Raw genomic sequence first — 26,544 nt, forward strand, 5'->3', positions numbered from 1 at the left:
GAGACAAGCATGACAACGACCAGGAACTGGATCGGCCGCGTCGCGGCGGCCGCGATGCTGACCGCCGCGCTCGCCGCCGCGGCGGCAAGCGGCGCGGCGCAGGCCGCCGGCACGCCGTATCGCGTCGGCGCGGCGGTGTACGGCATGAAAGGGCAGTTCATGCAGAACTGGGTGCGCGAGATCAAGGCGCATCCCGCCGTGAAGAACGGCACCGTGCAGCTCACGGTGTTCGACGGCAACTACGACGCGCTCACGCAGAACAACCAGATCGAGACGATGCTCACGCAGCAGTACAGCGGCATCCTGTTCGTGCCGATCGACACCAAGGCCGGGATCGGCGTCGCGACCCGCGCGTCGTCGTCGGACACGCCGCTGATCGCGTCGAACACCATGCTCGCGACGCCGCAGGTGCCGTACATCGGCAACGACGACGTGCAGGGCGGCCGCCTGCAGGCCGAGGCGCTCGCGAAGCAGCTGGGCGGCAAGGGCAGCATCGTGATCATCCAGGGGCCGATCGGACAGTCGGCGCAGATCGATCGCGAGAAGGGCGAGATGGAAGTGCTCGCGAAATATCCGGGCATCAGGATCGTCGAGAAGAAGACCGCGAACTGGTCGCGCGCGGAAGCGATGAACCTGATGGAGGATTGGCTCAACGCGCATCCGAAACAGATCAACGGCGTGATCGCGCAGAATGACGACATGGCGCTCGGCGCGCTGCAGGCGATCAAGAATCGCGGCCTCACGCCGAAGGACATTCCGATCACGTCGATCGACGGGATGCCGGACGCGATCCAGGCGGCCAAGAAGGGCGAGATCACGACTTTCCTGCAGGACGCGCAGGCACAGTCGCAGGGGGCGCTCGATCTGGTGCTGCGGCAGCTGGTCGGGTCGAGCTACAAGCCGCAGTCGGTGATCTGGCAGCGCTACGCGAAAGATCTGAAGTGGGACGACGGCACCGCGAAGCGCTACATCCTGCCGTGGGTGCCGGTCACGCCGGCCAATGCCGACCAGCTGTACAAGCAGGTCACGGGCGGTTGAGCGCGAGGCGGCCATGTCGAATCTCTGGGATAGGGCTTTCAATCTCGACGGGCGCGTCGCGCTCGTCACGGGCGGCGCCGCGGGTATCGGGCACGCGTGCGCGCAGCTGCTGGCCGCGCGCGGCGCACGGGTCGCGCTGGTGGACCTGAATCCGGACACCGCGCGGATCGCGGCCGCCCTGCCGGGCGGCGCGGATCGCCATGCGGGCTTCGCGCTCGACCTGCGCGACGGCGCCGCCGCGCAGGCGGCGGTCGAACTGGCGAGCGCGCGCTTCGGCGGCGTCGATCTGCTCGTCAACAGCGCGGGCGTCGCGCTGCTCGGTCCCGCGCTCGACGTCGATGCGGCGGCGTGGGACACGACGATGGCGATCAATCTGAAGGCGTCGTTCTTCATCGCGCAGGCGGCGGCGCGGCAGATGATCGCGGGCGGGCGCGGCGGGCGGATCGTCAATCTCGCGTCGCAGGCGAGCGTGATCGGGCTCGACCGCCATGTCGCGTACTGCGCGAGCAAGGCGGCGGTGGTCGGCATGACGAAGGTGCTGGCGCTCGAATGGGCGTGCCACGGCATCACGGTCAACGCGGTGTCGCCCACCATCGTGGAAACGGAGCTGGGCAAAAAGGCGTGGGCGGGCGAGGCGGGCGAGCGCGCGAAGCGCGAGATTCCCGCCGGACGGTTCGCGCAGCCCGACGAGATCGCGGCGCTGGTGCTGTACCTGCTGAGCGACGCGGCCGCGATGATGACCGGCGAGAACGTCGTGATCGACGGCGGCTACACGGTGCGCTGATCCGCGCCGACCCGCCGCGGACACGGATCGAAACACGGACAACCAGGAGACATTGCATGGCGTCGATAGTCGAAACGCTTGCGCCGGCGCGGCAGCCGGACGGGCGGGACGAAGCGCGCGCGCTGCCGGACACGATGCGCGCGGTAGTGTGCCACGGGCCGCAGGACTACCGGCTGGAACAGGTGCCGGTGCCGGTGCCCGGCCCGCACGAAATCCTCACGCGGGTGGAGCTGGTCGGGATCTGCATGGGCGACATCAAGACGTTCCGGGGCGCGCCGTCGTTCTGGGGCAGCGCGGTGCAGCCGCGCTACGTGAAGCCGCCGATGATTCCCGGGCACGAGTTCGTGTGCCGGGTGGTCGCGCTGGGGCCGGGTGCGGAAAGCCGCGGCGTGCGGGTGGGCGACCGGGTGATTTCCGAGCAAATCGTGCCGTGCTGGGGCTGCCGGTTCTGCAACCACGGCCAGTACTGGATGTGCCAGAAGCACGATCTGTACGGATTCCAGAACAACGTGCAGGGCGCGATGGCCGAGTACATGATCTTCACGAAGGAAGGCATCGTGCATCGGGTGCCCGACGCGATCCCACCCGGCGAGGCGATCCTGATCGAACCGCTCGCCTGCTCGCTGCATGCCGCCGACCGGGCCGACGTCGGGTTCGACGACGTGGTGGTGGTGGCCGGCGCGGGCACGCTCGGGCTCGGCATCGTCGGCGCGGTGCGGATGCGCAATCCGAAGCGGCTGATCGTGCTGGACATGAAGCCGGAGCGCGCCGAACTGGCGCGGCGGATGGGCGCGGACGAAGTGTGGAACCCGGGCGAGACGGACGTGGTGGCGAAGATCCAGTCGATCACCGACGGCTACGGCTGCGACATCTATATCGAGGCCACCGGCCATCATCGCGCGGTCAACCAGGGGCTGTCGATGCTGCGCAAGCTCGGCCGCTTCGTCGAGTTCAGCGTGTTCAACGACGATGCGACGGTCGACTGGTCGATCATCGGCGACCGCAAGGAGCTTGACGTGCTCGGCTCGCATCTGGGGCCGTACATGTATCCGCGTGCGATCGATTTCATCGCGTCGCGCAAGATCGACGTGCGCGGGATCGTCACGCACCGGTTCGCGCTGTCGCAGTTCGCCGAGGCGTTCGCCGTGATGGAGCGCGGCGAGCAATCGTTGAAGGTCGTCCTGGACCCACAGAGATAACGCATGAATCGAGTCATCAATCATCCCGACTACGTGGTCGAGGACATGCTGCGCGGCATCGTCGCCGCGCATCCGGAACTGACGCTCGACGCGGCCAATCCGCGCGTGATCGGGCTCGCGCGGCCGGTGCCGGGCAAGGTCGGCGTCGTGACGGGCGGCGGCTCCGGCCACGAACCGGCCTTTCTCGGCTATGCCGGACCGGGCCTGCTCGACGCGGTGGCGGTGGGCGAGGTGTTCTCGTCGCCCACCGCGAAGAGCTTTCTCGATGCGTTCCGGCGCGCCGATCGCGGCGCGGGCGTCGCGTGCCTGTACGGCAATTACGCGGGCGACAACATGAACGTCAAGCTGGCCGTGAAGATGGCGGCGGCGCAAGGCATCGACGTGAAGACCGTGGTCGCGAACGACGACGTTGCGTCGGCGGCGAGGGACGAGCGCGACAAGCGCCGCGGCGTCGCGGGCGAGATCCTGATGTGGAAGGCGGGCGGCGCGCGCGCGGCGGCGGGCGGCACGCTCGACGAAGTGATCGCGAGCGCGCGCAAGGCGATCGATGCGACGCGCTCGGTCGGCATCGGCCTGTCCGCCTGCACGATCCCGGCGAACGGCAAGGCGAACTTCCATATCGCGGACGGCGAGATGGAGCTGGGCATCGGCCACCACGGCGAGCATGGCGTGCGGGTGACGCGCACCGTGTCCGCGAAGGACATGGCCGCGCTGATGCTCGACATCGTCCTGCCGGATTTTCCGCTGGAGCGCGGCGAGGAGGTGTCGGTGCTGGTGTCGGGGCTGGGCGCGACGCCGTTGATGGAGCAGTACATCCTGTACGCGGAAGTCGCCGAGCGGCTGGCCGATGCGGGGCTCGACATCGGCTTTCGCTTCGTCGGCAATCTGTTCACGTCGCTCGAGATGATGGGCGTCACGCTGACGATCACCCGGCTCGACGAGGAATTGAAGCAGCTGTTCGCGGCGCCGTGCCGCAGCATCGGCCTGACCGTGGGAGGACCGGCATGAGCCAGCAAAGCCTGCCGCTCGCGGACGCGGGGTTCGTGGTGCGCGATCTGGTCGATGTGATCCGCGCCCATCGCGAGTCGCTGTCCGAGATCGACGCCGCGATCGGCGACGGCGATCACGGCATCAACATGAACAAGGGATTCAGCCAGTGCGGCGCGCAGCTGGACGCGCGCGGCGATGTCGGCCTGCCCGACGCGCTCGACGCGCTGGCGTCGTCGCTGCTCGACGGCATCGGCGGATCGATGGGGCCGCTGTACGGCAGCTTCTTCATGGCGTTCGCCGCGCCGCTGAAGGGCCGGGCCGCGCTCGACGCGCCGCTGTTCGGTGCCGCGCTGTCGGCGGGGCTGGCGGGCGTGCGGGCGCTGAGCGACGCGCGGATCGGCGACAAGACCCTGATCGACACGCTCGTGCCCGCCGATGCCGCATTCCACGAGGCGGTGCGCGCCGGGCAGGATTTCCGGCACGCGCTCGCGGCGATGAGCGCGGCGGCCGAGCGCGGCAAGGAATCGACCCGCTGGCTGCAGGCGAAGATCGGCCGGGCCGCGCGGCTCGGCGAACGCTCGGTCGGCACGCTCGACGCGGGCGCGACGTCGTGCTGCCTGATCCTGTGCAGCATGGCGGGATCGATCGGCGCGCGGCTGGACTGACGGCCGCGCCCGGCGCGCAACCGGTCGTCAGGACTGCATGAGGAAGGTCGGTCAGCGGCCGAGCCGCTTGCGGAAGAACACGACGCGCTCGGTTTCGTCGAAGCCCAGCGCGCGATGCAGCGCGTGGGCGGCGGCGTTGCCGAGCGCGGCGTCGGAGGCGAATTCGACGCAGCCGCGTTGCGCGCCCCATGCGCCCACCGCGGCGCACAGCGCGTGCGCGATGCGTTGCCGCCGCGCGGCCGGAATCACGTAAAGGCCTTCGAGGAAAATCACGGGGGCGGTGTCGCAGCCGTTCACGTAGTCGTGCCGCAGCGCGGCTTCGGCGAAGCCGAGCACCGTGCCGTCGCCGTCGATGGCGACGAAATTCGCGTAGCGATGAGGCTGGTCCAGCAGCCGCGCGATTTCGCGCGCATGCTCGTCGGCGGGCCGGTGCGGCCACAGCGCGCATCGCAGATCGCGCCATGCGGGCGCGTCGCCGGACGTGGCGGAACGGATCGCGCGTGCCGGCGGCGGCATGGACGGCAGGGCCGCTGCGTCAGGATGTCGCGGGCGTAGCGGCCCGCGCGGTGCGCAGCACGTCCGCGACCCGCTCGACGAATGCCAAGTCGACGCTCGACAGCGCTTCGCGCTTGCCGTCCGGCATCTCGATCATCAGGTAGTGCGTGACGTCCTGGGTGGTCCACGCGAGATAGCCGACCACCACGAGCATCACGCCGGCGACGAGCACGGCGCTCGAACCGAACACGCCGCCCGCGATCGCGGCGACGAGGCCGGACAGCGAGATGGCGACCGGAACGATCTTGTTCTTGCGGAGGGTGAGGACTTCGATGCCGCGAATGTCGCGCAGCGCGAAGAGCTGCCCGGCGGCGGAAAGGCCGTTGCGCGTGATTGTCACGCCGCGTTCGTTGAAAGCGTTTTCCATCATGTCTGGCGAAGCGGAAAACGCGCAGGGTAACAGACTTCGTTGCGGGGCCGAACGAGGCGCGGTGCCGCACGGCACCGCGCGCCCGGCGTGCCCGCGCGGCTAGAGCGGCGCCGCGCCTTCGCCGTACAGGCGGCCTGGCACGTGCGCGGCCACGACTTCGGCGATCTCCGCCTCGGTGCATTCCGCCGGCACGATCTGACGGCGCGCGGGAGCGTCGAGATGCATCGTCCATTCGACGAGCCGGTAAGGCCGGCCCCACGGACGCTGTACGGCCACCGACACACGACAGCTTTGAACCGGCAGCGCGTGTTCGCGCGTGAGTATCGTGTGCAGATGGCTGAAAACGGTATCTTCGATCATCGTCGCCTCCGATCCTGTCTTGCGTTGAATGGTCTTCGCCACCGAAATCCAGATAAAAAAATGCCGCCGATACTCAGGCGGCCAACAGGGGGGGTGAGAGCATCCTCTCAGCCCAGAATTAAGCGAAACTTAAAAGTGCATAAAAAAACGCCCCGCAGGATTGCGGGGCGTTTCTGCCGTAGTGTGCCGCGAGTTAAGCGAACGCTTTAGAACTTGTGGCGGATACCGACGCGGACGGCGACCTGGTTGTCGGCGCCCGTGCCCGACGTACCGAAGTAGCTCGTGCTCGAACCGATCTGCGCTTGCAGCGCCGTGCCGTTCGCGAGTTTGCCCGATGCCGATTGATAGATGCCGAGCAGGTACACGTCGGTGCGCTTGCTGAGCGCGTAGTCGACGCTCGCGTCCACCTGGTTGTAGTGGCCCGATGCGCCGTCCGTCAGGCGCGAGTACGTGTAGCCCAGGCCGCCCGACAGTGCCGGCGTGAACGCGTACTTGCCGCCCACTTCATAGTTGGCGAACGTGAGGCCCGCGCCTTGCAGCGCTTCGAGGTGCGTGTTGGTCCACAGCAGCCAGGCGGTAGCCGCGCCGAACGAGTAGCGGCCGCCCACGCCGTACGAACGCAACTGGCGCAGTTGCGACGACGTGTAGTTCGCGACGCTCGCCGTACCCGGGAAGCGGATCGTCGTGTAGGCCGCGCCGATGCCGAACGGGCCGTTCGCGTAGTTCGCGCCGAAGCTGTACGCGCTCGACGTGGCCGACGTGGTGCCCGCTGCCGGCGAACCGGCGAAGGCGCCAGCCTGGTTCGAGAAGCCGTACAAACCGCCGAACGTGAGGCCCGAGAAGTTCGCGCTCGTGAACTTCACCGAGTTGTCGATACGGCTGGACGTCAGCTGGTCGAGGTCGTTGATGTGGTACGCGTAGTTGCCCGCGACCGTGTTGCCGCCCGTCGAGTAGTTCGAGCCGAGGATGTCGGTCGAGAACGAGTACTGGCGGCCGAACGACAGCGTGCCGACGTTGTTCTGCGACAGGCCGACCCATGCCTGGCGGCCGAAGATGCGCGTCGTGGTGGCGTTGCTCTGGCCGAGCGCGCCGTTGCCCGAATTGAAGCCGTTTTCGAGCACGAAGATTGCCTTCAGGCCGTTGCCGAGGTCTTCGGTGCCGCGCAGGCCCCAGCGGCTGCCCTGAGCGACGCCGTCGTCGTACTTGAACAGCTTGCTGCTGCCCGTACCGGCCTTCGAGTGGTTCACATAGCTGATACCGGCGTCGATCACGCCGTACAGGGTCACGCTGCTTTGCGCGTGAGCGGCGCTGGCCGTCGCGGCGAGAATAGCGGTGGTCAACAGTTTCTTGTTCAAAGCAATCTCCGAGCGAATAAAAAATGGATGCGGTTCCGCTGCGCTCTTCAAGGCGCTTGGAAGGAACGGTCCGAACTGTAATGACGGGGCACGTAATGAATGTGACAGGTCTTGTCATATTGATGCAGTGTCGCGCCGACGCCACACCGGATGATCGTCGCTTGCAAGGCCGCGAGTTATATCGATTTCGCCCGACGATCGGCGCGGCGCGGGAATATGCGTATGAAAAAAGCTTGGTTTGGCCCCCTGTCCGCCCATGCGAGGATGCGCGCTCACGACAAAAACGGGATGTGAGGACACGCTATGCAACGTTTTGCTTCGATTGCCCGCCGGACGGCCGCGGGCGCCGCGCTCGCCCTGGCGGCGACGCTCGCGCACGCCGACGGCGGCGCGCCGCTCAAGATCGGCACGATGAGCGGCCCGGATGCGCAGATCTGGTCCGAAGTGACGAAGGTCGCCGCGCGCGACGGCCTCGCGATCAAGGTGATCGAATTCAACGACTACGTGCAGCCGAACGCCGCGCTCGACGCGGGCGACCTCGATGCGAACGGCTTCCAGCACCAGCCGTTCCTCGACAGCCAGATCAAGCAGCGCGGCTACAAGATCGTGAACGCGGGCCTCACGTACACGTCGCCGATGGGCTTCTATTCGAAGAAAATCAAGAACTTGAGAGATCTGCCGGTCGGCGCGAAGGTCGGTATCCAGAACGATCCGTCGAACGGCAACCGTGCGTTGCTGCTATTGCAGAAATACGGCGTGATCAAGCTGAAGCCGGGTGCCGGGGCGAACGGCGTCAATGCGACGCCGCTCGACGTGGCCGACAACCCGAAGAAGATCCGGATCGTGGAGCTCGATGCCGCGCAGCTGCCGCGCGCGCTGCCGGACCTGGACGCCGCGTCGATCAATACCGACTACGCGGTGAAGGCCGGCCTGACGCCGGTGAAGGACGCGATCGCGATCGAGGATCTGAAGGGGCCGTACGCGAACCTGATCGCGGTGCGCGCGCAGGACAAGGACAAGCCCTGGGTGAAGAAGCTCGTCGCCGCGTATGAATCGGACGACGTGCGCAAGTTCATCGACGCGAAGTTCGGCGGCGCGATCGTGCCGGCCTTCTGAGCGGACGGCGCCGGCCGGATCGGGCTCGGCCGGCTTCGCGCCGGGAAGCGCAAGCCCGGCCCCTCCGCCCGCTTTGCGCCGATCGCTTCAACCGGCGCGCGTCGCGTGTTTCCCGACCGCCTCAAACGACATCGCCCGCGTGAAGCGGGCGATGTCGTTTGGGAGAGGCGGCGCGGCACGGCACGGCACGGCGCGGCGCCGGCGGCCGCTGCCGAGGATCAAGACAGCGTGCCGCGTGCCCGCGACCCCGTCAGGCCGACAGCAGCGAGCCGGTGCGGATCGGCGTCGCGCCCGCGATGCGCGCGACTTCCATGCCGGCGGTCGCGAAGCGCGCGATCTGGCGCGCGTACAGCACGCCGGACACGCTGCTCTTGAGCGTGACGACGCGATCGGTCAGCGGATCGACGATATCGACGATATCCTGCCCGGCCTCGACCCACCCCCCGACCGGCGTGCGGAACACGATGACGCCCGACACCGGCGCGACCAGCGGCTCCGTGCCCGCGAGCGGCGTGGCGGGGAAGTCGAGCGCCGGCAGCGGCGCGGGCGAGCCCTCGATCGCGCCGCGCGCGGTCAGATACTCGACCAGCGCTTGCGCGTCGTGCTCGGCCAGCTCGTACGACACGTCGCGTTCGCTGCGCAGCTCGACCGTGACGGAAATCGATCCGTTCGGGATCGGGAACCGGTCGCCGAAGCGCTTGCGCAGGTCCGACCAGCAGAAGCTGTGGATCTCGTCGAACGGATTGCCGACCGAGTTGAGCGCGAGCAGCGACGCTTTCGCGCCCAGATAGCGCGCGAGCGGCTCGACGTCTTCCCACAGGTCCGGGTTCGTATACAGATGCATCACCGCGTCGCAGTCGCAATGCAGGTCGAGCACGATATCGGCGTCGTACGACAGCTTTTGCAGCGCGAGGCGCTGCGATTCGAGTTCGGTTTTCGGTTTCTGCTCGTCGAGCGCCTCGCGCATCGTCGCGCGGACGGCCGCGAGATTGTGCGCCGGGTCGGCGTTCAGGCGCGACTCGATGCGCGGCGCGACGAGCGCGGCGAGGTCGTGGAAATTGCGGTTGAAATTCTGCATCGAACCCAGCTCGAAGCGGCCGAGATGGTCGCCGAACACGTGCTGCGACAGGCCGATCGGGTTCGGCACCGGCACGACGACGATTTCCTCGCGCAGCTTGCCGGCGGCCTCCAGCGCCGCGAGCTTGCGGCGCAGCAGCGTGGCGACCAGCATGCCCGGCAGCTCGTCCGCATGCAGCGACGACTGGATATAGGTCTTCTTCCCGCCGCTCGGGCCGTAATGAAAACTGGTGATGCGGCGCTCGGTGCCGAGCGACGGAGAGATCAGCGGATGGGTCTGCGTTTGCATGATTGGTATGGGCGGCGCAGCGGCTGCGGATCGTTGATGTCAGTGGAGTGACGATTGTACGTTGCCCGCTGCAAGCGCATCAAACTTGCGCTAAAACCCTGATTTTTCTCATGGGAATCAACCGGTTGCCCAGGAAATATTTGACCGGCGCGGCGCTGTCGCGGCTTCCGCTCGACAGCGTTTTGTCAGATTCCGGGGTCTCGGACGACAGTACGGGGCGCCCTGCATCCGCGGGCATGTCACTGCGCTTGGGCGTCGGCCGCCGGGTATCCGGCGGCGCGGTCCCGAGCCTTCGTCGAGGTTCGCTATGAAGAAAAAGTTACTGATCCTGGCCGTCTCGCACCTGATCGCGCTGGCCGCGGGGTTTGCCGCCGGCGTGTACGTGCTGCCGATCCTGACGGCGGAGCCCGGCGTCAGCGCGCAGGCGGCCCGGGCGGCCGCGCAGCAGGCCCGCTACACCGGGCAATTCCGGCGGGATCTGCCGGGCAGCGATGCGCTGCACTGGGCGGACGCCAGCCTGGCGGTGACGCCCGGCGCGCTGGTGCTCGAAGGGCGCGTCGCCCCCGGGCCGGACTATCGGATCTATCTGGTGCCGGCGTTCGTCGACAACCGGGAAGCGTTTCTCGCGCTGAAGGCCCGGGCGCGCCAGGTCGGCACGCTCAAGACGTTCGGCCATTCCGTGACGCCGCTCGCGCCGGACGTCGAACTCGACGCGTACACCACGGTGGTGATCTGGTGCGAACGCTTTTCGCAGTTCATCAGCGCCGCGCGATACCGGTAGGCGCCCGGGCCGCTTGCGCAAAAAAACGGGCCCCACTGAGAAGTGGAGCCCGTTTCGGGCCGGCGCCGGGCCGGCAATCCGGCCGATTGGCCGGATATCGCGCGAGTTACTTGCCGTAGACGTCGAAATCGAAGTACTTCTTCGCGAGCTTGTCGTAGGTGCCGTCCTTGCGCATGTCGGCGATCGCCTTGTCGATCTTCGCCTTCAGGTCGGTGTCTTCCTTGCGCAGGCCGATGCCGGCGCCTTCGCCGAGGATCTTCGGATCGTCGAGATCCGGGCCGGCGAAGCCGTAGCCCGCGCCGCGCGGCGTCTTGAGGAAGCCGATATCGGCTTGCACCGCGTCCTGCAGCGTCGCGTCGAGGCGGCCGGCCAGCAGGTCGGCGTAGACCTGATCCTGGTTCTGGTACGGCTGCACCTTCACGCCCTTCGGCGCCCAGTAGGTCTTCGCGTAGGTTTCCTGGATCGTGCCCTGCTCGACGCCGACCGACTTGCCCTTCAGCGCTTCCGCCGTCGGCATCACGTTCAGGCCTTTCTTCTCGACCAGGCGGGTCGGCGTGTTGAACAGCTTCGACGAGAAGGCGATCTGTTCCGCGCGCTGCGGCGTCATCGACATCGACGACAGCACGCCGTCGAACTTGCGGGCCTTCAGCGCCGGGATCATGCCGTCGAAATCGTTTTCGACCCACACGCACTTCGCCGCGAGGCGTTTGCAGATTTCATTGCCGAGATCGATGTCGAAGCCCGCCAGCTTGCCGTCGGGGCCTTTCGACTCGAACGGCGGGTAGCTTGCATCGACGCCGAAACGGACCGTCGACCAGTCTTTTGCGTAGGCGCCGCTTGCCGATACGGCAAGCACGGCGATCGTCCAAGCCGCTACGATTTTTTTCACTGTGACTCCTCGTGTAGTTCGATGATTGCGCGCGGTTGTGCCGCGCGCTTCTGCCCGGCGCGGCTGCTGGCCGGGCTGACTGGCGCGCCCGTCCGGTCAGGGACGAACGGTGCGGCAAGATTACCAAGACAAAATAGAGAGAGGCTGCTTAGTAGAAGTCCCGATGGCAGCGGGCACGGGGCGGTAGCGGTGCCGCTCGGACGGCCGTTATTGCGGGATCGGCAATGATGCGGGGCGATATTCAGGGCGCGCGGCGCCGGCGGTGCCCCCGCTCACGCCAGCGTTTCGCCGACCGCCTGCCTGAGGCACGCGGTGAACTGCGTGACGGCGGGCGTCGGCAGCAGGTCGCGGCGCGCGAGGATCGACAGGTCGTAGCTCGGCAGCGTTTCTTCCAGGTCGGCCGCGCGGATGCCGAGCGGCGCGACCACCGCCGCGAGCGGTTTCGTGAAGCAGCCGATCACGTCGGAGCGCGACACGAGGCCGAGCGTCACGGCGAACGACGACGGCGCGCGCAGCAGCCGCTTCGGCAGCGGCAGCCCGTGCGCGCTGAACATCGCCATCATCACGCTGTGCGGGAAGTGGTCGGCGCCGACGGTGACGATCCATTCGGCGTCGAGCAGATCGGACAGATGCCGCGCCCGCGCGAGCGGATGCCCCTCGCGCATCGCGACGACGAATTCGGTCGACAGCAGCGGCACTTGCGTGAAATCGCGATCGAGCGCCGGGATGTGATGGATCGCCGCGATGTCGAGCGTGCCGTTGCGCAGCCGCGCGAGCGCGTCGGGCACCGTGACTTCCTCCATCGACAGGTGCACGTTCGGCATCGTCGCGCGGAATTTCACGACCGCGCGCGGCAGCGCGGTCAACGCGATCGACGGCATCGTCCCCACCGCGATCCGTCCCGACAGTTCGCCCTTCACCTGCTCGACCGCCTCGACGGTGCGCCGCATATCGCCCAGCAACTGCTCGGCGCGCGGCAGCAGCGCGTGCCCGCACGCGGTCAGCTCGACGCCGCGCACGCTGCGCACCAGCAGCTCCGCGTTGAGCGCGTGCTCCAGCTCGCGGAGCGTGTGCGTGACCGCCGGCTGCGTGACGCCCAGCTCGCGCGCGGCGGCGCGCAGGCTCTTGTGGTGCGCGGCGGAAACGAATGCCTGCAGCTGGGTGAGGTTCAGGTAGTTGCGGATACGGGTCATGGAGGAGGTCCGGATAGCGTCCGCATGCATTGTCCTACAAGGCCGCCCGGATATCGGCGGCGGCCGGAAAGCGGCGCGTGCGGCGGCCGGCGGGATCGGGCGGGTTCGGGATCGCGGTTCGCGGGTGGCGTGACCGACCGACGGCGCATCCGGCTCGCGACCAAGCCGTCGACAGCCCCGGGATTCGGCGCGCGTCATGAAAATGCAACGCGCGCGGCGCATGCGCGGGATGCGAGGGCGAGCGGAGGGACAGGGCGGCGTGTCGCCGCATCGATCCCGTTCATCCGGTACGCCATGTAGCGCATCCACGAAGGCTCGTCGCTTCGCTTGCGTGGCCCTGTGCGGCCGTGTCGTGCGCGACGCTCGCGCGACGGACGAACGCGCATCGGTCAGGCTTCCGGAGCAGCGCGCTGCGGAGACGGTTACGCTATGCGTGCCGGCGCAGCGGGTGCGCACAATCGACGCGCGTCAACGGCTGAAACTAACGGAGGCAATCGCTGTCGTATCGCGCTCATTGAGTAAACCTATTTCCGGTGTCCATCGATAAACCTTACTATGGACAAGCGATATCCGGCCGCGAACGAGCCGGGTACCCGAGTGCCCACGATCCAAGGAGAACACGCATGTCGACTGAAGCGAAGTGCCCTTTCACGCATACCGCTGGCGGTGGCACATCGAACCGTGACTGGTGGCCCGATCAACTGAAGGTGAAACTCCTTCGCCAGCATTCCTCCCTGTCCGACCCGATGGACAAGGATTTCAACTACGCCGAAGCCTTCAAGACACTCGACCTGGCCGCCGTGAAGAAAGATCTGCACGCGCTGATGACCACGTCGCAGGCCTGGTGGCCGGCCGACTTCGGCCACTACGGGCCGCTCTTCATCCGCATGGCCTGGCACAGCGCAGGCACCTATCGCACGGGCGACGGCCGCGGCGGTGCGGGCAGCGGGCAGCAGCGCTTCGCGCCGCTCAACAGCTGGCCCGACAACGTGAGCCTCGACAAGGCGCGCCGTCTGATCTGGCCGATCAAGCAGAAATACGGCCGCAACATTTCGTGGGCCGATCTGATCATCCTGACCGGCAACGTCGCGCTGGAGTCGATGGGCTTCAAGACTTTCGGTTTCGCCGGCGGGCGCCCGGATGCCTGGGAGCCGGACGAGGACGTGTACTGGGGCACCGAGAAGACGTGGCTGGGGGGCGATGAGCGCTACACGGGCGATCGCGATCTCGAGAATCCGCTGGCCGCGGTGCAGATGGGCCTGATCTACGTGAACCCGGAAGGCCCGAACGGCACGCCCGATCCGATCGCGGCGGCGCGCGACATTCGCGAGACCTTCGCGCGGATGGCGATGAACGACGAGGAAACGGTCGCGCTGATCGCGGGCGGCCACACGTTCGGCAAGACCCACGGCGCCGCCCCGGCGTCGCACGTCGGTCCCGATCCGGAAGCGGCCGGCCTGGAGCAGCAGGGCCTGGGTTGGAAGAACAGCTTCGGCACCGGCGTGGGCGACGATGCGATCACGAGCGGCCTCGAAGTGATCTGGACGAGCACGCCGACGCAATGGAGCAACCATTTCTTCGACAACCTGTTCGGCTACGAATGGGAACTGACGAAGAGCCCGGCCGGCGCGCATCAGTGGAAGCCGAAGGGCGGCGCGGGCGCCGACACGATCCCCGATCCGCACGATCCGTCGAAACGCCGCACGCCGTCGATGCTGACGACCGACCTCTCGCTGCGCTTCGATCCGGTCTACGAAAAGATCTCGCGGCGCTTCCACGCGCACCCCGACCAGCTCGCCGACGCATTCGCGCGCGCGTGGTTCAAGCTGACCCATCGCGACATGGGTCCGCGCGCGCGCTATCTCGGCCCGGAAGTCCCGACCGAGGAATTGCTGTGGCAAGACCCGGTGCCGGCGCTCGATCATCCGCTGGTCGACGGGCAGGATGTCGCGGCGCTGAAAGCGAAGATCCTCGCATCGGGGCTCACGGTGTCGCAGCTGGTGTCGACCGCGTGGGCATCGGCATCGACGTTCCGCGGCTCGGACAAGCGCGGCGGCGCGAACGGCGCGCGCATCCGGCTCGCGCCGCAGAAAGGCTGGGCGGTCAACCAGCCCGAACAGCTCGCGAAAGTGCTCGCGACGCTGGAAGGCATCCAGACCGAGTTCAACGGCGCGGCGTCGGGCGGCAAGAAAATATCGCTCGCCGATCTGATCGTGCTGGCCGGGTGCGCCGGCGTCGAGCAGGCCGCGAAGAACGCCGGCCACGCGGTGACGGTGCCGTTCGCGCCGGGTCGCACGGACGCGTCGCAGGAGCAGACCGACGTCGAGTCGTTCGCCGTGCTGGAGCCGATCGCCGACGGCTTCCGCAATTATCTGAAGGGCAAGTACACGGTCCCGGCCGAGGCGCTGCTGATCGACAAGGCGCAATTGCTGACGTTGTCCGCGCCCGAGCTGACGGTGCTGATCGGCGGGCTGCGCGTATTGAACGCGAACGTGGGCCAGAGCCCGCACGGCGTCCTGACCCGGCGGCCGGAAGCGTTGACGAACGACTTCTTCGTCAATCTGCTCGACATGGGCATCGAATGGAAGCCGGTGTCGGATGCGAACGACGTGTTCGAAGGGCGCGATCGCGCGACGGGTGCGGTGAAGTGGAGCGGCACGCGCGTCGATCTGGTGTTCGGTTCGAACTCGGAGCTGCGCCCGCTGAGTGAAGTCTACGGCAGCGCGGACGCGCAGCAGAAGTTCGTGCGGGATTTCGTCGCCGCGTGGAGCAAGGTGATGAACCTCGATCGCTTCGATCTCGCGTGATGCCGATGCGCGAGGCCTGACGCTCGCGCGGCACATGCGCAACGGCCGGTCGCGAGACCGGCCGTTTTCATCGGGTCGTCCGTCGGCGTGTGCTCAGCAGCCTTCCGCGTTGCACAGCATGACGATGTTGTTGCTGGTGAACTGCGGACCGTTGAAGACCTGCCCGAAGGTTCCCGTGCACGACTGGCTGATATAGCCGTGCACCGTCGCATCGACGTGATTGCCGGAGCCGTAGTCACGGATCCATGGGCCGCCGCTCGATCCGTAGGTCATGTTGCAGGCCATGTTCAGCACGCCCGATCCGCAACTGGAGGGCTGGGCCGAGCTTTGCGACGCGCAGCTTTCGAGGCTGTTCGCGCCGCCGATGTTGCCCGGATAGCCGAACGCGTGCATCGGCTGCGACGGCGAGTAATTCCACGAGCGTCCGAGCCAGCCGGTGTAGTAGGTGATGGGGTGTCCCGCCGCATCATTCTGCAGCCTGATCACGCAGACGTCGGAGGGGATGTCGCCGTTGTTGATCCACGAGTTCGGCACCCGGGCATCCGCCCAGTTGAATATGCCGTACGGCGCCTTGCCGTTGTTGTACCCCGGCGCGAACGACCAGCCGCCGATCCAGCCGTTGCTCGAACGGTCCCAGCAGCAATGCGCGGCGGTGACGATGATGTTCTTCCCGCTGACGACGGATGCGGTGCAGGTGCCGATGCTCGTGAAGAGCTTGCCGATCGCGGCGGTCTGCGCGTGCGCCGTTCCGAAGGGAACGGCCGACAGGATCAGGGCGGCGGCGCACAAAAGCGCACGTCCGAAACGATACGGCTTGGCGACCATGGCTGTCTCCTTGGCTACGTGACCTGCCTGTACCTCGCATCACTTCTCACTTCCAGTCGTCCGGATGCAGCCTGCGGGCTTCTTCTTCCGCTTTGGGATCCGGCGCGCCGCCCGCGGACGCGCCGCGCTTCGCGGTCTTCAACGCCTTGCGTTCCTTGGCGGTCAGCGTGCGCGGCGTGGGCTTGCCGATCGTGGTGTTCCAATCCAGCGGCTTCGCGGCGAGCCGCTCCTCGCGCGTCTGGAACGACGGTTCCTTCATCGCGCGCGCTTTCTCGGAGTCGTGCTGGATGGACATGGAATCTCCGGCGGGCGCCGTTTGCGCAAGGGCGGGTTTCGACGCCGCGAGCGCGGCGACGGCAACGATGCCGGCCGCCGTCGCCAAGGCGAAACCGCGACCGGTAAGACGGGCTTTCGACGACATGTTGGACTCCTGTCTGGCCGGGGCTTGCCGACACGGCGCCGGCGTTGCCGATGAGCGGGTCCGATGGACACCCGGCCGATGGCGGCGCGTGTCCGCAAATTCAATTCCCGTTATAGGCGCCGGTTTATGTTTGTCAATCGCATCGACGGCCATGCAAGGCGGAACGCACACTCGGCCGTTCGATCCGGCCGCTGTTTCGAGTGAAGGCGATCGACGGGGCGTGCCGCGCCGAGCGTTCGCGATGCCGGCTCGACTGCAAGAGCGGCGGCGCTGAGCGGCGAATCCCGTGCCGTGCATTCGACGGCATTTTCATGTTCTTTATATCGATCGGGTCTCGATAAAAATTCTTATGCGGTAAATGCTTCGATATGGGGTTTCGGTATCCCGATCCGCCCGGATGAGGCAATCAGTTCTGCATACCGATGGCCATCCCGCAACGTCGAAAACGCGTGAACCAGTTCCACGCGCGCGCCGGAGGATGAATCGTTTTTCGTCAGCGGCTGCTGAACGCGCGGCTTCGAGGTCACGCCGTCCACGTGCGCCGAATGCGGTGCGGCGTATCGGCCGGATCGCTTCATCCGGAGAACGCGGGGGCGCGGCGGGCGGCAGCGACGATGTGCCGGTTGCGCGGAGGCGGCCCGGAAGCCGCGGCCGCTTGCTCGATCCGGTCCCATTGAAAGCGTTGCGCGTGCTGGCCCGATGCGCGTTGCGCACGCACGAGGGCGCCGCGTCCACGCACCCCGGCACGCATCAACCCGGCCGCCGGTGGGGTAAATTACCGGTCCTTTCATGGTTTTCGGTTATATTACGGCCGCCGTCGCCTCCGGCCTGCTGTCGTGAGGCGACGCTCCGGCGGTTCGTTCGAACCGGTCCGGCGTGCCGCCTTCCGGCGCGCGCCCGGTCGATATCGCCGGCTCCCGCCTCGCCTGCCGGCGCGGCGGCATTCATTCCAAGCGGCGTCCGGATCTCGCGACGCAATACGCCCCGAGACACACAATTTGTCGCAGTACGCCAAGGCGGGCCGTCGAGCCCGCCGGATCGCCATTGGCGCACGCGATTCGTCAGCGCCGGACCGGACGGTTCGGCGTGCCGGCAAGCATTTCACGAACGCAAGAAAGGTGGTTCATGGTGGGTAAAACGATCAGAGCAGTGCTGTTGGGGTTGGTGGTGTCGTTGACCGCGCTGTCCGCGCGGGCCGACGAGCCGAAAAAGGTCGATGTCCTCTTGGTCGGCGGCGGCATCATGAGCTCGACGCTGGGCGTGTGGCTGCACGAGCTGCAGCCCGACTGGTCGATGATGATGATCGAGCGTCTCGACGGCGTCGCGCAGGAAAGCTCGAACGGCTGGAACAACGCCGGCACAGGGCACTCGGCGCTGGCCGAACTGAACTACACGCCCGAGAAGCCGGACGGCAAGATCGACATCTCGAAAGCGATCGAGATCAACGAGTCGTTCCAGATCTCGCGCCAGTTCTGGGCGTGGCAGGTGAGGAACGGCGTATTGAAGAATCCGCGCTCGTTCATCAACTCGACGCCGCACATGAGCTTCGTCTGGGGCGACGACAACGCGCGCTACCTGAAAAAGCGCTACGAGGCGCTGCAGGCGAGCCCGCTGTTCCGCGGCATGCAGTATTCGGAGAACGACGACCAGATCAAGCAGTGGGTACCGCTGATGATGGAAGGCCGCGATCCCAAGCAGAAGATCGCCGCGACCTGGACGCCGATCGGCACCGATGTGAATTTCGGTGAAATCACCCGCCAGTTCGTCGGCTATCTGCAGTCGCAGCCGGGCTTCAACCTGTCGCTGTCGAGCGAAGTGCGCGGCATCAAGCGCAACGCCGACGGTACGTGGCGCGTGTCGTACGCGAAGACCGGCACGAGCGGCGCGGAGCAGGATGTCGACGCGAAGTTCCTGTTCATCGGCGCGGGCGGCGGCGCGCTGCATCTGCTGCAGGCGTCGGGCATTCCCGAGGCGAAGGATTACGCGGCGTTCCCCGTCGGCGGTTCGTTCCTCGTGACGGAGAACCCGGAAATCGTGAGCCGCCACCTGGCGAAGGCCTACGGCAAGGCGTCGGTCGGTTCGCCGCCGATGTCGGTGCCGCACCTGGATACGCGCATCATCGACGGCAAGAAGATCATCCTGTTCGGACCGTTCGCGACGTTCTCGACCAAGTTCCTGAAGAACGGCTCGTACCTCGACCTGTTGAAGAGCACCAACGTGAACAACGTGATGCCGATGATGCGCGTCGGGGTCGACGAATTCCCGCTGGTGCAGTATCTGGCCGGCCAGCTGATGCAGTCGGACGACGATCGCTTCAACGCGCTGAAGGCGTATTTCCCGCAGGCGAAGAAGGAAGACTGGCGCCTGTGGCAAGCGGGCCAGCGCGTGCAGATCATCAAGCGCGACGGCGCGAAGGGCGGCGTGCTGAAGCTCGGCACCGAGATCGTCAGCTCGCAGGACGGCAGCATCGCCGGGCTGCTGGGCGCATCGCCGGGCGCGTCGACGGCCGCGCCGATCATGCTGAACCTGATGCAGAAGGTGTTCAAGGACAAGGTCGCCACGCCGGCCTGGCAGGACAAGATCCGCCAGATCGTGCCGAGCTACGGCACCAAGCTGAACGACAGCCCGGAGAAGGTGTACCAGGAGTGGGTGTACACGGCCGACGTGCTGCAGCTCACGCCGCCGCCGCAGATCGATATGTCGGTCGCGCCGCGCGCGACGCCGGGCGCGGCGACGCGGCCGAGCAATGCGGCAGCGGACATGGCGCTGTAGGCGCACCGTATCGCGATGGGAAAACGGCCGGCTTGTCCGGCCGTTTTTACTGTGGGTCCGCATTGGGTCGCGCGCCTCGCGGTGGAGGGCTCGGACTTCGCATCCTCATCCGGTCGGAAGCCGCGGAGCATGGCGCGTTCGTCGGGATAACCCTGATCAACAATATTTATCACGGTGAAAAAAACAGCATCTTATTGAACCGGAATTGGCTCGATATAGTGGCCCGCTTTCACGCGCCGGGTTTGCCGGGCGTGCCGCGATACCCACGGAGCCTGTCATGAGCGCAACCCGCTTTACCGAAGTCGACGATCTCGCCCCGGCCGCAGCCGGCCTGCGCGAGATCCGCCACCATCTCCACCGCCACCCGGAGCTTGCGTACGAGGAAGTCGGAACGGCGGCGCTCGTCGCGAGCCGGCTCGAAGCGTGGGGCTGGCAGGTCACGCGCGGCGTCGGCAGGACCGGCGTGGTCGGCACGCTGAAGGTGGGCGACGGCGCGCGCAGCATCGGCATCCGCGCGGACATGGACGCGCTGCCGATCATCGAGGCGACCGGCCTGCCGTACGCGAGCACGACCCACGGCAAGATGCACGCGTGCGGCCACGACGGCCATACGACGATGCTGCTCGGCGCGGCGCAGCAGCTCGCGAAGACGCGTGGGTTCTCCGGCACCGTGCATCTGTACTTCCAGCCCGCCGAGGAGCATGGCGTCGACAGCGGCGCGAAGAAGATGATCGACGACGGGCTGTTCGAACGCTTCCCGTGCGATGCGGTGTTCGGCATGCACAACCATCCGGGCGCGGAGCCGGGCGTGTTCCTGATGCGGCGCGGCGCGTTCATGTCGGCGGGCGACAAGGCGATCATCGAGATCGAAGGGGTGGGCGGCCACGCGGCGCGGCCGCATCTGACCGTCGATCCCGTGGTGGTCGCGGCGAGCATCGTGATGGCGCTGCAGACGATCGTCGCGCGCAACGTCGATCCGGCGCAGCCCGCCGTGGTGACGGTCGGCTCGATGCACGCCGGCACCGCGAACAACGTGATCCCGAATCGCGCGCGGCTCGAACTGAGCGTGCGATCGTTCAGCCCCGACGTGCGCGCGCTGCTTCGGCGCCGCATCGTCGAACTGGCGCGGATGCAGGCGGAGAGCTACGGCGCGCGGGCCGAGGTGCAGTACATCGAAGGCTATCCGGTGGTTGTCAATACCGATGCGGAAACGGACTTCGCCGCGCAGGTCGCGAAGGAACTGGTCGGCGCCGCGCATGTCGTCGAGCAGGCCGACCAGCTGATGGGCAGCGAAGATTTCGCGTTCATGCTGCAGCAGCGCCCCGGCGCGTTCGTGCGGCTCGGCAACGGGGCGGGCGAGGACGGCTGCATGGTCCACAACCCGCACTACGACTTCAACGACCGCAACCTGCCGATCGGCGCGGCGTTCTGGACGCGGCTGGTCGAGCGCTATCTCGGCCGGTAGCGGCCGAGCGGCAATGACGGGCGCGGCGAGCGCCGCGCGCGCGGCGCAGGAGAGGGGATCCCATGCAAAACGACAATCCGACGATGGCGACGGGCGCGGCGGCATCCGCGGCGCCGGCCGGCGCGCCGGCTGCCCGCCGCGGCGTGGTGGCGGCCGCCGTGATCGGCAACTGGCTCGAGTTCTTCGATTTCACCGTGTACGGTTTTTTCGCGGTATTGATCGGCAAGCTGTATTTTCCGTCGAACGATCCGACGACGTCGCTGCTGCTGTCCGTCGCGACCTTCGCGGCGGGCTTCTTCACCCGTCCGCTCGGCAGCGTCGTGCTCGGCGTGTACGCGGACCGGCAGGGCCGCAAGGCCGCGCTGAATCTCACGATCATGCTGATGGCGCTCGGCACGGGGATGATCGCGCTCGCGCCGACCTACGCGCAGATCGGCGTGCTGGCGCCCGTCATCATCGTCTGCGCGCGGCTGATCCAGGGATTCTCGCAAGGCGGCGAGTTCGGCGCAGCCACCTCGACGCTGCTCGAACAGGGCGGCGTGTCGCGGCGCGGCTTCCGGGCCAGCTGGCAACTGGCGACTCAGGGCGGCGCGGCGTTGATGGGGGCCGGCCTCGCGGCGCTGCTGTCGAACGCGCTCGCGAAGGAAGCGCTCGAAAGCTGGGGCTGGCGCATACCGTTCCTCATCGGCGTGCTGATCGCGCCGGTCGGCATGATTCTGCGGCGCCGCCTCGCCGACGATGCGCCGGGCGAGCATCACGGCCTCGACGGCGGCGTGCTGCGCGAGCTGTTCGCCCGGCACGCGCGCACGGTCCTGCTGCTGACGCTCACGGTGATGGGCGGCACGGTATCGACCTACATTCTGACCTTCTACATGCCGACCTATGCGATCCATACGCTCGGCCTGCCGATGAAGCTGTCGATGTTCGTGGGCGTCGCGTCGGGCTGCGTGATGCTTGTCACGTGCCCGCTGTTCGGCTGGCTGTCCGACCGGATCGGCAGCCGCCGGATGCCGATCTTCGTCGGACGCGGCGTGCTGGTGGCGCTGCTGTTTCCGGCGTTCATGCTGATGAATCGCTATCCGTCGCTGTTCGTCGTGATGCCGCTGACCGCGCTGATGCTGCTGTTCTACTCGGTGGGCTCCGCATCGGAATTCGCGCTGATGTGCGAGTCGTTTCCGCGCCGCGTGCGGGCGACCGGCATCTCGATCGCGTATGCGCTGAGCGTCACGCTGTTCGGCGGCACCGCGCAGCTCGTCGCGACCTGGCTCGTGCGCGTGACGGGCAGCAAGCTCGCGCCGGCGGGGTATGTCGCCGCCTGCGTGATCGTGTCGCTGGTCGCGGTGTCGATGCTGCGCGAGACGGCGGGCGAGGCGATCGATTGAGTCGTGCGGCCGGTTGTATCCGGTTGCCGTCCGGGCGTGCGCCGGGCGATTTTCAGGCTTCGGCCTGCGTGCTGACGCGGCTCGGGCGGCCGCGTCGCACGCGTCGGAACTTCGGCTTTCCCGGTCCGTAAAAGTGTCGCTCGCGCGGGCTGCCGCCCGATTTTCCGGGTTCCGTCGGTCATGACGGCCCATGTCGAACGCATGGTGGCCTTGTCGCGCGCGGCGCGCGTTCCGATTTCCATCGCCGAGCCGCCGTCGATGCCGAGCGCGAGCGAACGCGCGAGCGCTTCAGACGGCAGCGACGCAAGCGCATGTGTCGCCGCCGTGAATCCGGCTACGCCGAATAATCATGGCTATGGAGTACCCGATTAATTTATTTGACAACGCAGTCCGATGAACTAGGCTGAATCCGGCATCGCGCATAGACATGAAGATCAACGATCGATCGAGTCGATCGATCAATAAGCATAGCGAAATGTCCGGGGAAATTGTGACGATCGCTGGAGTGATCCGGCCGCCCGGCAATGCATTCGATAAGAACGGGAGAGGGCCATGATCGAGCGTTTCGTTGCCGCGCTGTGCATCGCGTTCGCACTGGTGTCGATCGGGCGGATTGCCGGTGCCCAGACGCTGCAGGATATCGGTTTGAGCGCCGGCGTCCAGTGCCATGCGCATGGCGTCAACGATGCGGGGCAGGTCGTAGGCCGGTGCACCACGGGAACGAGCACGAGCGTCGCGTTCCTGGCCTTGTCTCCCGGCAGCCCGCAGATCTTGCCGGGGCTCGTGGCGAACGGAAACTGCACCGCGGACCTGATCACCGACAGCGGCATGATCGTCGGCAACTGCCAGACCGCCGCCGGCGTCGGCGCCAGCGTGATCTGGATGAACAGCGCGGCGATCACGGCGCCGATCGTCCCGTCCCCGCTGCTCGGCGGCGTGCTGGCCAACGTCACCGCCGTCAATCGGCAGGGGCGCGCGGTCGGCTATAGCATCGACACCAGCAACGGCAAGGAGCCCGTCATCTGGTCGACCGATTTTCGCACCAGCATCGTATTGCCCGGCGGCGGGCTGCTGAGTTTCGGAAGCCTCAACTGCGAGCCGACCGATGTCACCGACGCGACGGGCGCCGGCGACCCGACCGTCGTCGGCGTCTGCCCGAGCGCCGTCGGCGCGCTCGCCCCCGTCGTGTGGTCTCCCGGTGCGCTGTCCTACGTCGCCGCACTCCTGCCGCTGCCGAGCGATGCGTCGTGGTGCACGGCGAACGTCGTCAACGCGTCGCAGCAGATCATGGGCAATTGCTTTTTTCCGTCGATCGGCGTCCTGCATACAGTCCGCTGGCCGAATCCGGTGAGTGCCCCGATCGTCCTGACGAATGTCAACGGCAATCCGTTCAATCTCGGCGTCGACATGAACGCCGGCGGGCAGATCGTCGGCGGCTACCTCGAATCCAACGGATACGGCGGGGCCTACCGCTGGGATCCGGCCGTTGGCCCCGCGGTTGCGCTGAGCACGATCGCCGGCGGATCGCATACCAATGCCGTCGCGATCGGCGACAACGCGAATACGGTGGGGCAGGGAGAAACCGCCTCCGGCACCAATCATGCGTTTGCGTGGGTCGGCACGACCGTCACGGATCTCGGTACGCTCGGCGGCGGCGCGAACAGCGGCGCCGCCGCACTGTCCAGATCGGGATGCTTCGCGGCCGGCACGAGCGAGGCGAGCGGAGAGACGGATCACGCGTATCTGGTCGCGTTGTGCGGGCCCGGTTCGGGAGCGCGGCGCGCGGCGCGGCAGTGATGCGCGCGGAAGACAGGCGCCGCGTTGAAGCGAGGCGGCGATGAAAGGCGGCGACGCATGACGACAGGAGCCGAAGATGACATCACGCAAGCGACTGCTTTCCCGCCATGGAGGCGGCGTCCGTTTCATGCGGTGTTTTGCCGCCGTGCTGACGTGCCTGTCGGTTGGCCTTGCAACGCATGCGGCGGCGGAACAGGTCTGCCAGAACCTGAGCCAGGATGCCAGCAAGGGGAGCACCTGGGCGTGTCTTGGCAGCGTATTCACCCGGACCTGGGTGCCCTGCGGGTATCAGAAGCGCTGCTGGGAACGGCCGGGCGCGCAACAGCAGACGGATGTCGCGGGACGCTTCGAAGTCACGTACCGGCAGCACTATTTCCTGAGCCGCTACCCGCAGATCGCGAAGTTCCATAACCCGGAATAGCCGGGCCGAGCGTCTCGCGGCGCGGTGTGCCGCGGCCGGCGCAAGGCCGGTCAGCGCGCCGCTTGCGGCGCGTCCTCGGCCGGCGGCCAGGCGCGCGGCGGACTGACGATCGTGACGATCGCGTAGCTCATGATCGTCAGCATGAACCACGAGCCGAGCTTGCCGATCGACACCATCGTCCAGCCGTCGATCTGGGCGGGATAGAGCCATGCATGGCTGAACGTGCCGATGTTCTCGGCGAGCCAGATGAAGAACGCGATCAGCACGAAGCCGAGCAGCAGCGGCATCCGGTGGTAGCGCGTGCTGACGCGGTAGTGCACCGTGCAGCGGCCGAACGCGAGCGCGGCCCCGGCGATCAGCGGATAGCGCAGGTCGTGCCAGTAGTGATGGAGAAAGAAATTCGCATAGATGGCGGCGCAGAGTCCGAACGTCGCGAGCGGTGCCGGATGGCGCGTGACGCGCAGGTCGAATTCGCGGCTGGCGCGCGCGATGTAGCTGCCGACCGATGCGTACATGAAGGGGTGCCCTCAAGAAACGGACTTTTTCGTACGCTAACGCGTGTGATGTTCGCCGTCGAGAATGAGGTGCGATCATTGCATCCTGCTTTGCCGATCATGCGTGGTTGCGCGGCCACGGCGAAATGCCTCTCATCGATACATAGCAGAAGGGACGCTGGGCGGCGCCAATCATCTTGGCCGACCGGCCATGCTGCTTGACGCTATCTAGGACGCCGCGTTAGTCCCGGCATTCTCCCTTAACGTACGAAAAAGTCCGTTTCTTGAGGGCACCCCGAAGCAGTTGAAACGCGAACAGGTGGCCGCTTTTTTTGCCCGTTTATCGCCATGCTTGATTGGTATGGAGATCGACCAACCTCGCTTCGATAATCCACCACATGATCGGGTCCCGCCGCGCCGGGACCAGACAGCGTGCTCCGCGCGAAACCGTACCCATCCCGAGAGCCTCTCAAAGTTTTGCACGGCTCTCGTCTACTTCTACGCGCCGGCCAGACGTGCCTGCAATGTGTCGATCGACGTTGCAACAAACGACGACAACGCGCGAACCCGTGCGGTATCGCGCAGATCGGGATGGGTCAACAGCCACAGGTCTGTCGCCAGAACGTCGATCCGGTCGCCGATCCGCACGAGATCTCGGTCGCCGTCGGCCAGATAGCACGGCAGCACGGCCGCGCCGATGCCGGCGCGGGCTGCGGTGAACAGGCCGAGCAGCGTATCGACCCGATAGGCGCAACGCGCATCAACGCCCTGCTCGCGCATCCATTTCTCCAGGGGCCAGTACCCCATCCGCTCGTGCGGGCCGACCCATTCGAGGTCACCGCCACGTACGCGCAGCGTCGGAGCCGCATAGACGGCCTGGGCGACCACCCCGATTCGGCGACCGATCAGCGTGTCGGGCGGTGCCGACGACGGGCGGATCGCTACATCCGCCTCGCGCTTTGACAGGTCGAATACGGCGTTCGACACCAAAACTTCCAGCGCGATCTCCGGGAACGACTGCCGAAACGCCGCGAATACCGGTGATAGCAGGCCCGCCAGCAGCGTGTCAGTCGTCGTCACGCGCACGATGCCCGATGGACGCGCATCTCGACCGGCCACGCGCCGCTCCACGCCGTGCACTTCGTCCTGAATCCGCTCGGCAGCAGTTGCCGCATCCTGGCCAGCCAACGTCGGCACGTAGCCGGTCCGGGTTCGCTCGAACAGCTTGACGCGCAACCCGGTCTCGATCGCCGTCAGCCGCCGGAACACCGTCGCATGACTGATCCCGAGCCGTCGTGCCGCGCCCGCGAGCGATCCCGCCTGCACCACGGCAAGCACGAGCCGCAAGTCATCCCAGGACATTCGCTGTTCATCCATGCAAGCCTCGTTTGCGAAATTGGTCAATTCCCGTTTATTTGCGCAATGCGTACCGTAGTGGGCAAATGCCCATCAGCCTTCGCAGCGATGCTGCGCGGCCCCACCCAGCCGTCGCCCGAATG

The 26,544-nt window shown here is 67.0% G+C and carries 25 protein-coding genes; 13 read left to right on the forward strand and 12 right to left on the reverse strand.

Annotated features, from left to right (window positions below):
- The first annotated feature begins 9 nt into the window (after positions 1-9).
- From RZR99_RS14450 to dhaL, 5 genes are all read left to right on the forward strand, one after another.
- Complete coding sequence (locus tag RZR99_RS14450; RefSeq protein WP_323120460.1) at positions 10-1,038, forward strand: substrate-binding domain-containing protein; 1,029 nt, start codon at positions 10-12, stop codon at positions 1,036-1,038.
- Positions 1,039-1,051: 13 nt separating this feature from the next.
- The gene (locus RZR99_RS14455; RefSeq protein ID WP_323120461.1) at positions 1,052-1,822 is read left to right on the forward strand and encodes an SDR family oxidoreductase; all 771 of its coding nucleotides are present in this window, start codon (positions 1,052-1,054) and stop codon (positions 1,820-1,822) included.
- Between the two features lie 134 nt (positions 1,823-1,956).
- Positions 1,957-3,021, forward strand: coding sequence for an MDR/zinc-dependent alcohol dehydrogenase-like family protein (locus RZR99_RS14460; RefSeq protein ID WP_323120604.1), 1,065 nt, complete (start codon positions 1,957-1,959; stop codon positions 3,019-3,021).
- A gap of 3 nt (positions 3,022-3,024) precedes the next feature.
- Positions 3,025-4,029, forward strand: a complete 1,005-nt coding sequence (locus RZR99_RS14465; protein WP_323120462.1) for a dihydroxyacetone kinase subunit DhaK — start codon at positions 3,025-3,027, stop codon at positions 4,027-4,029.
- A complete protein-coding gene (gene dhaL / locus RZR99_RS14470) occupies positions 4,026-4,676 on the forward strand; it encodes a dihydroxyacetone kinase subunit DhaL (RefSeq protein ID WP_323120463.1) in 651 nt (216 codons plus the stop codon). Before RZR99_RS14465 ends, dhaL begins: the two co-directional genes overlap by 4 nt.
- A 51-nt stretch (positions 4,677-4,727) precedes the next feature.
- Here dhaL and aac(6') read toward each other — a convergent pair whose 3' ends face one another.
- From aac(6') to RZR99_RS14490, 4 genes are all read right to left on the reverse strand, one after another.
- The gene (aac(6'), locus tag RZR99_RS14475) at positions 4,728-5,192 is read right to left on the reverse strand and encodes an aminoglycoside 6'-N-acetyltransferase (RefSeq protein WP_323120464.1); all 465 of its coding nucleotides are present in this window, start codon (positions 5,190-5,192) and stop codon (positions 4,728-4,730) included.
- A gap of 19 nt (positions 5,193-5,211) precedes the next feature.
- A complete protein-coding gene (locus tag RZR99_RS14480; RefSeq protein ID WP_323120605.1) occupies positions 5,212-5,598 on the reverse strand; it encodes a DUF6232 family protein in 387 nt (128 codons plus the stop codon).
- Between the two features lie 102 nt (positions 5,599-5,700).
- Positions 5,701-5,961 (reverse strand): DUF2866 domain-containing protein, encoded by a 261-nt coding sequence (locus RZR99_RS14485; RefSeq protein ID WP_323120465.1) that lies wholly within the window; start codon positions 5,959-5,961, stop codon positions 5,701-5,703.
- 206 nt (positions 5,962-6,167) lie between these two features.
- The gene (locus tag RZR99_RS14490; protein WP_323120466.1) at positions 6,168-7,316 is read right to left on the reverse strand and encodes a porin; all 1,149 of its coding nucleotides are present in this window, start codon (positions 7,314-7,316) and stop codon (positions 6,168-6,170) included.
- Positions 7,317-7,619: 303 nt separating this feature from the next.
- Here RZR99_RS14490 and RZR99_RS14495 point away from each other — a divergent pair, with 303 nt between their 5' ends.
- Entirely contained in the window at positions 7,620-8,432 is an 813-nt protein-coding gene (locus tag RZR99_RS14495) for a MetQ/NlpA family ABC transporter substrate-binding protein (protein ID WP_323120467.1), read from the forward strand.
- A 250-nt stretch (positions 8,433-8,682) separates the two neighbouring features.
- On the opposite strand, the gene RZR99_RS14500 is transcribed toward RZR99_RS14495, so the two are convergent.
- On the reverse strand, positions 8,683-9,798 hold the full coding sequence (locus RZR99_RS14500; protein WP_323120468.1) for a succinylglutamate desuccinylase/aspartoacylase family protein: 1,116 nt from the start codon (positions 9,796-9,798) through the stop codon (positions 8,683-8,685).
- A gap of 307 nt (positions 9,799-10,105) precedes the next feature.
- On the opposite strand from RZR99_RS14500, the gene RZR99_RS14505 reads away from it, so the two are divergent.
- Positions 10,106-10,579, forward strand: coding sequence for a DM13 domain-containing protein (locus RZR99_RS14505; RefSeq protein WP_323120469.1), 474 nt, complete (start codon positions 10,106-10,108; stop codon positions 10,577-10,579).
- Between the two features lie 106 nt (positions 10,580-10,685).
- Here the strand turns inward: RZR99_RS14505 and RZR99_RS14510 are convergent, their stop codons facing one another.
- Entirely contained in the window at positions 10,686-11,468 is a 783-nt protein-coding gene (locus RZR99_RS14510) for an ABC transporter substrate-binding protein (protein ID WP_323120470.1), read from the reverse strand.
- Between the two features lie 272 nt (positions 11,469-11,740).
- Positions 11,741-12,661: a LysR family transcriptional regulator gene (locus tag RZR99_RS14515; RefSeq protein ID WP_323120471.1), complete on the reverse strand. Its 921-nt coding sequence runs from the start codon at positions 12,659-12,661 to the stop codon at positions 11,741-11,743.
- Positions 12,662-13,284: 623 nt separating this feature from the next.
- Here RZR99_RS14515 and katG point away from each other — a divergent pair.
- On the forward strand, positions 13,285-15,468 hold the full coding sequence (gene katG / locus RZR99_RS14520; protein WP_323120472.1) for a catalase/peroxidase HPI: 2,184 nt from the start codon (positions 13,285-13,287) through the stop codon (positions 15,466-15,468).
- A gap of 93 nt (positions 15,469-15,561) precedes the next feature.
- On the opposite strand, the gene RZR99_RS14525 is transcribed toward katG, so the two are convergent.
- The 3 genes from RZR99_RS14525 to RZR99_RS14535 form a co-directional block, all read right to left on the reverse strand.
- Positions 15,562-16,293 (reverse strand): trypsin-like serine peptidase, encoded by a 732-nt coding sequence (locus tag RZR99_RS14525; RefSeq protein WP_323120473.1) that lies wholly within the window; start codon positions 16,291-16,293, stop codon positions 15,562-15,564.
- A gap of 46 nt (positions 16,294-16,339) precedes the next feature.
- Positions 16,340-16,675 (reverse strand): hypothetical protein, encoded by a 336-nt coding sequence (locus RZR99_RS14530; protein ID WP_323120474.1) that lies wholly within the window; start codon positions 16,673-16,675, stop codon positions 16,340-16,342.
- 386 nt (positions 16,676-17,061) lie between these two features.
- A complete protein-coding gene (locus RZR99_RS14535; RefSeq protein ID WP_323120475.1) occupies positions 17,062-17,292 on the reverse strand; it encodes a hypothetical protein in 231 nt (76 codons plus the stop codon).
- A 547-nt stretch (positions 17,293-17,839) separates the two neighbouring features.
- Here RZR99_RS14535 and mqo point away from each other — a divergent pair.
- From mqo to RZR99_RS14560, 5 genes are all read left to right on the forward strand, one after another.
- On the forward strand, positions 17,840-19,486 hold the full coding sequence (mqo, locus tag RZR99_RS14540; protein WP_323120476.1) for a malate dehydrogenase (quinone): 1,647 nt from the start codon (positions 17,840-17,842) through the stop codon (positions 19,484-19,486).
- 277 nt (positions 19,487-19,763) lie between these two features.
- Entirely contained in the window at positions 19,764-20,951 is a 1,188-nt protein-coding gene (locus tag RZR99_RS14545) for a M20 aminoacylase family protein (RefSeq protein WP_323120477.1), read from the forward strand.
- Between the two features lie 62 nt (positions 20,952-21,013).
- Positions 21,014-22,333 carry an MFS transporter gene (locus tag RZR99_RS14550; protein ID WP_323120478.1) on the forward strand — a complete coding sequence of 440 codons (1,320 nt, stop codon included), beginning with the start codon at positions 21,014-21,016 and terminating at the stop codon, positions 22,331-22,333.
- 552 nt (positions 22,334-22,885) lie between these two features.
- The gene (locus RZR99_RS14555) at positions 22,886-24,130 is read left to right on the forward strand and encodes a hypothetical protein (RefSeq protein ID WP_323120479.1); all 1,245 of its coding nucleotides are present in this window, start codon (positions 22,886-22,888) and stop codon (positions 24,128-24,130) included.
- Between the two features lie 76 nt (positions 24,131-24,206).
- A complete protein-coding gene (locus RZR99_RS14560) occupies positions 24,207-24,551 on the forward strand; it encodes a hypothetical protein (RefSeq protein ID WP_323120480.1) in 345 nt (114 codons plus the stop codon).
- 50 nt (positions 24,552-24,601) lie between these two features.
- Here the strand turns inward: RZR99_RS14560 and RZR99_RS14565 are convergent, their stop codons facing one another.
- Together RZR99_RS14565 and RZR99_RS14570 are read right to left on the reverse strand one after the other, a co-directional pair.
- The gene (locus RZR99_RS14565; protein ID WP_323120481.1) at positions 24,602-25,066 is read right to left on the reverse strand and encodes a DUF817 family protein; all 465 of its coding nucleotides are present in this window, start codon (positions 25,064-25,066) and stop codon (positions 24,602-24,604) included.
- Between the two features lie 477 nt (positions 25,067-25,543).
- Positions 25,544-26,422 (reverse strand): LysR family transcriptional regulator, encoded by an 879-nt coding sequence (locus RZR99_RS14570; RefSeq protein ID WP_323120482.1) that lies wholly within the window; start codon positions 26,420-26,422, stop codon positions 25,544-25,546.
- Between the last annotated feature and the right edge of the window lie 122 nt (positions 26,423-26,544).

This window comes from Burkholderia alba, from assembly GCF_034721475.1.
Lineage (GTDB): Bacteria > Pseudomonadota > Gammaproteobacteria > Burkholderiales > Burkholderiaceae > Burkholderia > Burkholderia alba.

Excerpts from the sequence above, each read along its gene's own strand:
- RZR99_RS14560 (WP_323120480.1), top strand. The coding sequence starts at position 24,207 with ATGACATCACGCAAGCGACTGCTTTCCCGCCATGGAGGCGGCGTCCGT.
- RZR99_RS14570 (WP_323120482.1), bottom strand. The coding sequence starts at position 26,422 with ATGGATGAACAGCGAATGTCCTGGGATGACTTGCGGCTCGTGCTTGCC.
- RZR99_RS14500 (WP_323120468.1), bottom strand. The coding sequence starts at position 9,798 with ATGCAAACGCAGACCCATCCGCTGATCTCTCCGTCGCTCGGCACCGAG.
- RZR99_RS14505 (WP_323120469.1), top strand. The coding sequence starts at position 10,106 with ATGAAGAAAAAGTTACTGATCCTGGCCGTCTCGCACCTGATCGCGCTG.
- RZR99_RS14525 (WP_323120473.1), bottom strand. The coding sequence starts at position 16,293 with ATGGTCGCCAAGCCGTATCGTTTCGGACGTGCGCTTTTGTGCGCCGCC.
- RZR99_RS14450 (WP_323120460.1), top strand. The coding sequence starts at position 10 with ATGACAACGACCAGGAACTGGATCGGCCGCGTCGCGGCGGCCGCGATG.
- RZR99_RS14460 (WP_323120604.1), top strand. The coding sequence starts at position 1,957 with ATGCGCGCGGTAGTGTGCCACGGGCCGCAGGACTACCGGCTGGAACAG.
- dhaL (WP_323120463.1), top strand. The coding sequence starts at position 4,026 with ATGAGCCAGCAAAGCCTGCCGCTCGCGGACGCGGGGTTCGTGGTGCGC.
- RZR99_RS14455 (WP_323120461.1), top strand. The coding sequence starts at position 1,052 with ATGTCGAATCTCTGGGATAGGGCTTTCAATCTCGACGGGCGCGTCGCG.
- RZR99_RS14495 (WP_323120467.1), top strand. The coding sequence starts at position 7,620 with ATGCAACGTTTTGCTTCGATTGCCCGCCGGACGGCCGCGGGCGCCGCG.
- mqo (WP_323120476.1), top strand. The coding sequence starts at position 17,840 with ATGGTGGGTAAAACGATCAGAGCAGTGCTGTTGGGGTTGGTGGTGTCG.
- RZR99_RS14535 (WP_323120475.1), bottom strand. The coding sequence starts at position 17,292 with ATGAAGCGATCCGGCCGATACGCCGCACCGCATTCGGCGCACGTGGAC.
- RZR99_RS14515 (WP_323120471.1), bottom strand. The coding sequence starts at position 12,661 with ATGACCCGTATCCGCAACTACCTGAACCTCACCCAGCTGCAGGCATTC.
- RZR99_RS14480 (WP_323120605.1), bottom strand. The coding sequence starts at position 5,598 with ATGGAAAACGCTTTCAACGAACGCGGCGTGACAATCACGCGCAACGGC.
- RZR99_RS14565 (WP_323120481.1), bottom strand. The coding sequence starts at position 25,066 with ATGTACGCATCGGTCGGCAGCTACATCGCGCGCGCCAGCCGCGAATTC.
- RZR99_RS14465 (WP_323120462.1), top strand. The coding sequence starts at position 3,025 with ATGAATCGAGTCATCAATCATCCCGACTACGTGGTCGAGGACATGCTG.
- RZR99_RS14550 (WP_323120478.1), top strand. The coding sequence starts at position 21,014 with ATGCAAAACGACAATCCGACGATGGCGACGGGCGCGGCGGCATCCGCG.
- RZR99_RS14545 (WP_323120477.1), top strand. The coding sequence starts at position 19,764 with ATGAGCGCAACCCGCTTTACCGAAGTCGACGATCTCGCCCCGGCCGCA.
- RZR99_RS14485 (WP_323120465.1), bottom strand. The coding sequence starts at position 5,961 with ATGATCGAAGATACCGTTTTCAGCCATCTGCACACGATACTCACGCGC.
- RZR99_RS14555 (WP_323120479.1), top strand. The coding sequence starts at position 22,886 with ATGATCGAGCGTTTCGTTGCCGCGCTGTGCATCGCGTTCGCACTGGTG.
- katG (WP_323120472.1), top strand. The coding sequence starts at position 13,285 with ATGTCGACTGAAGCGAAGTGCCCTTTCACGCATACCGCTGGCGGTGGC.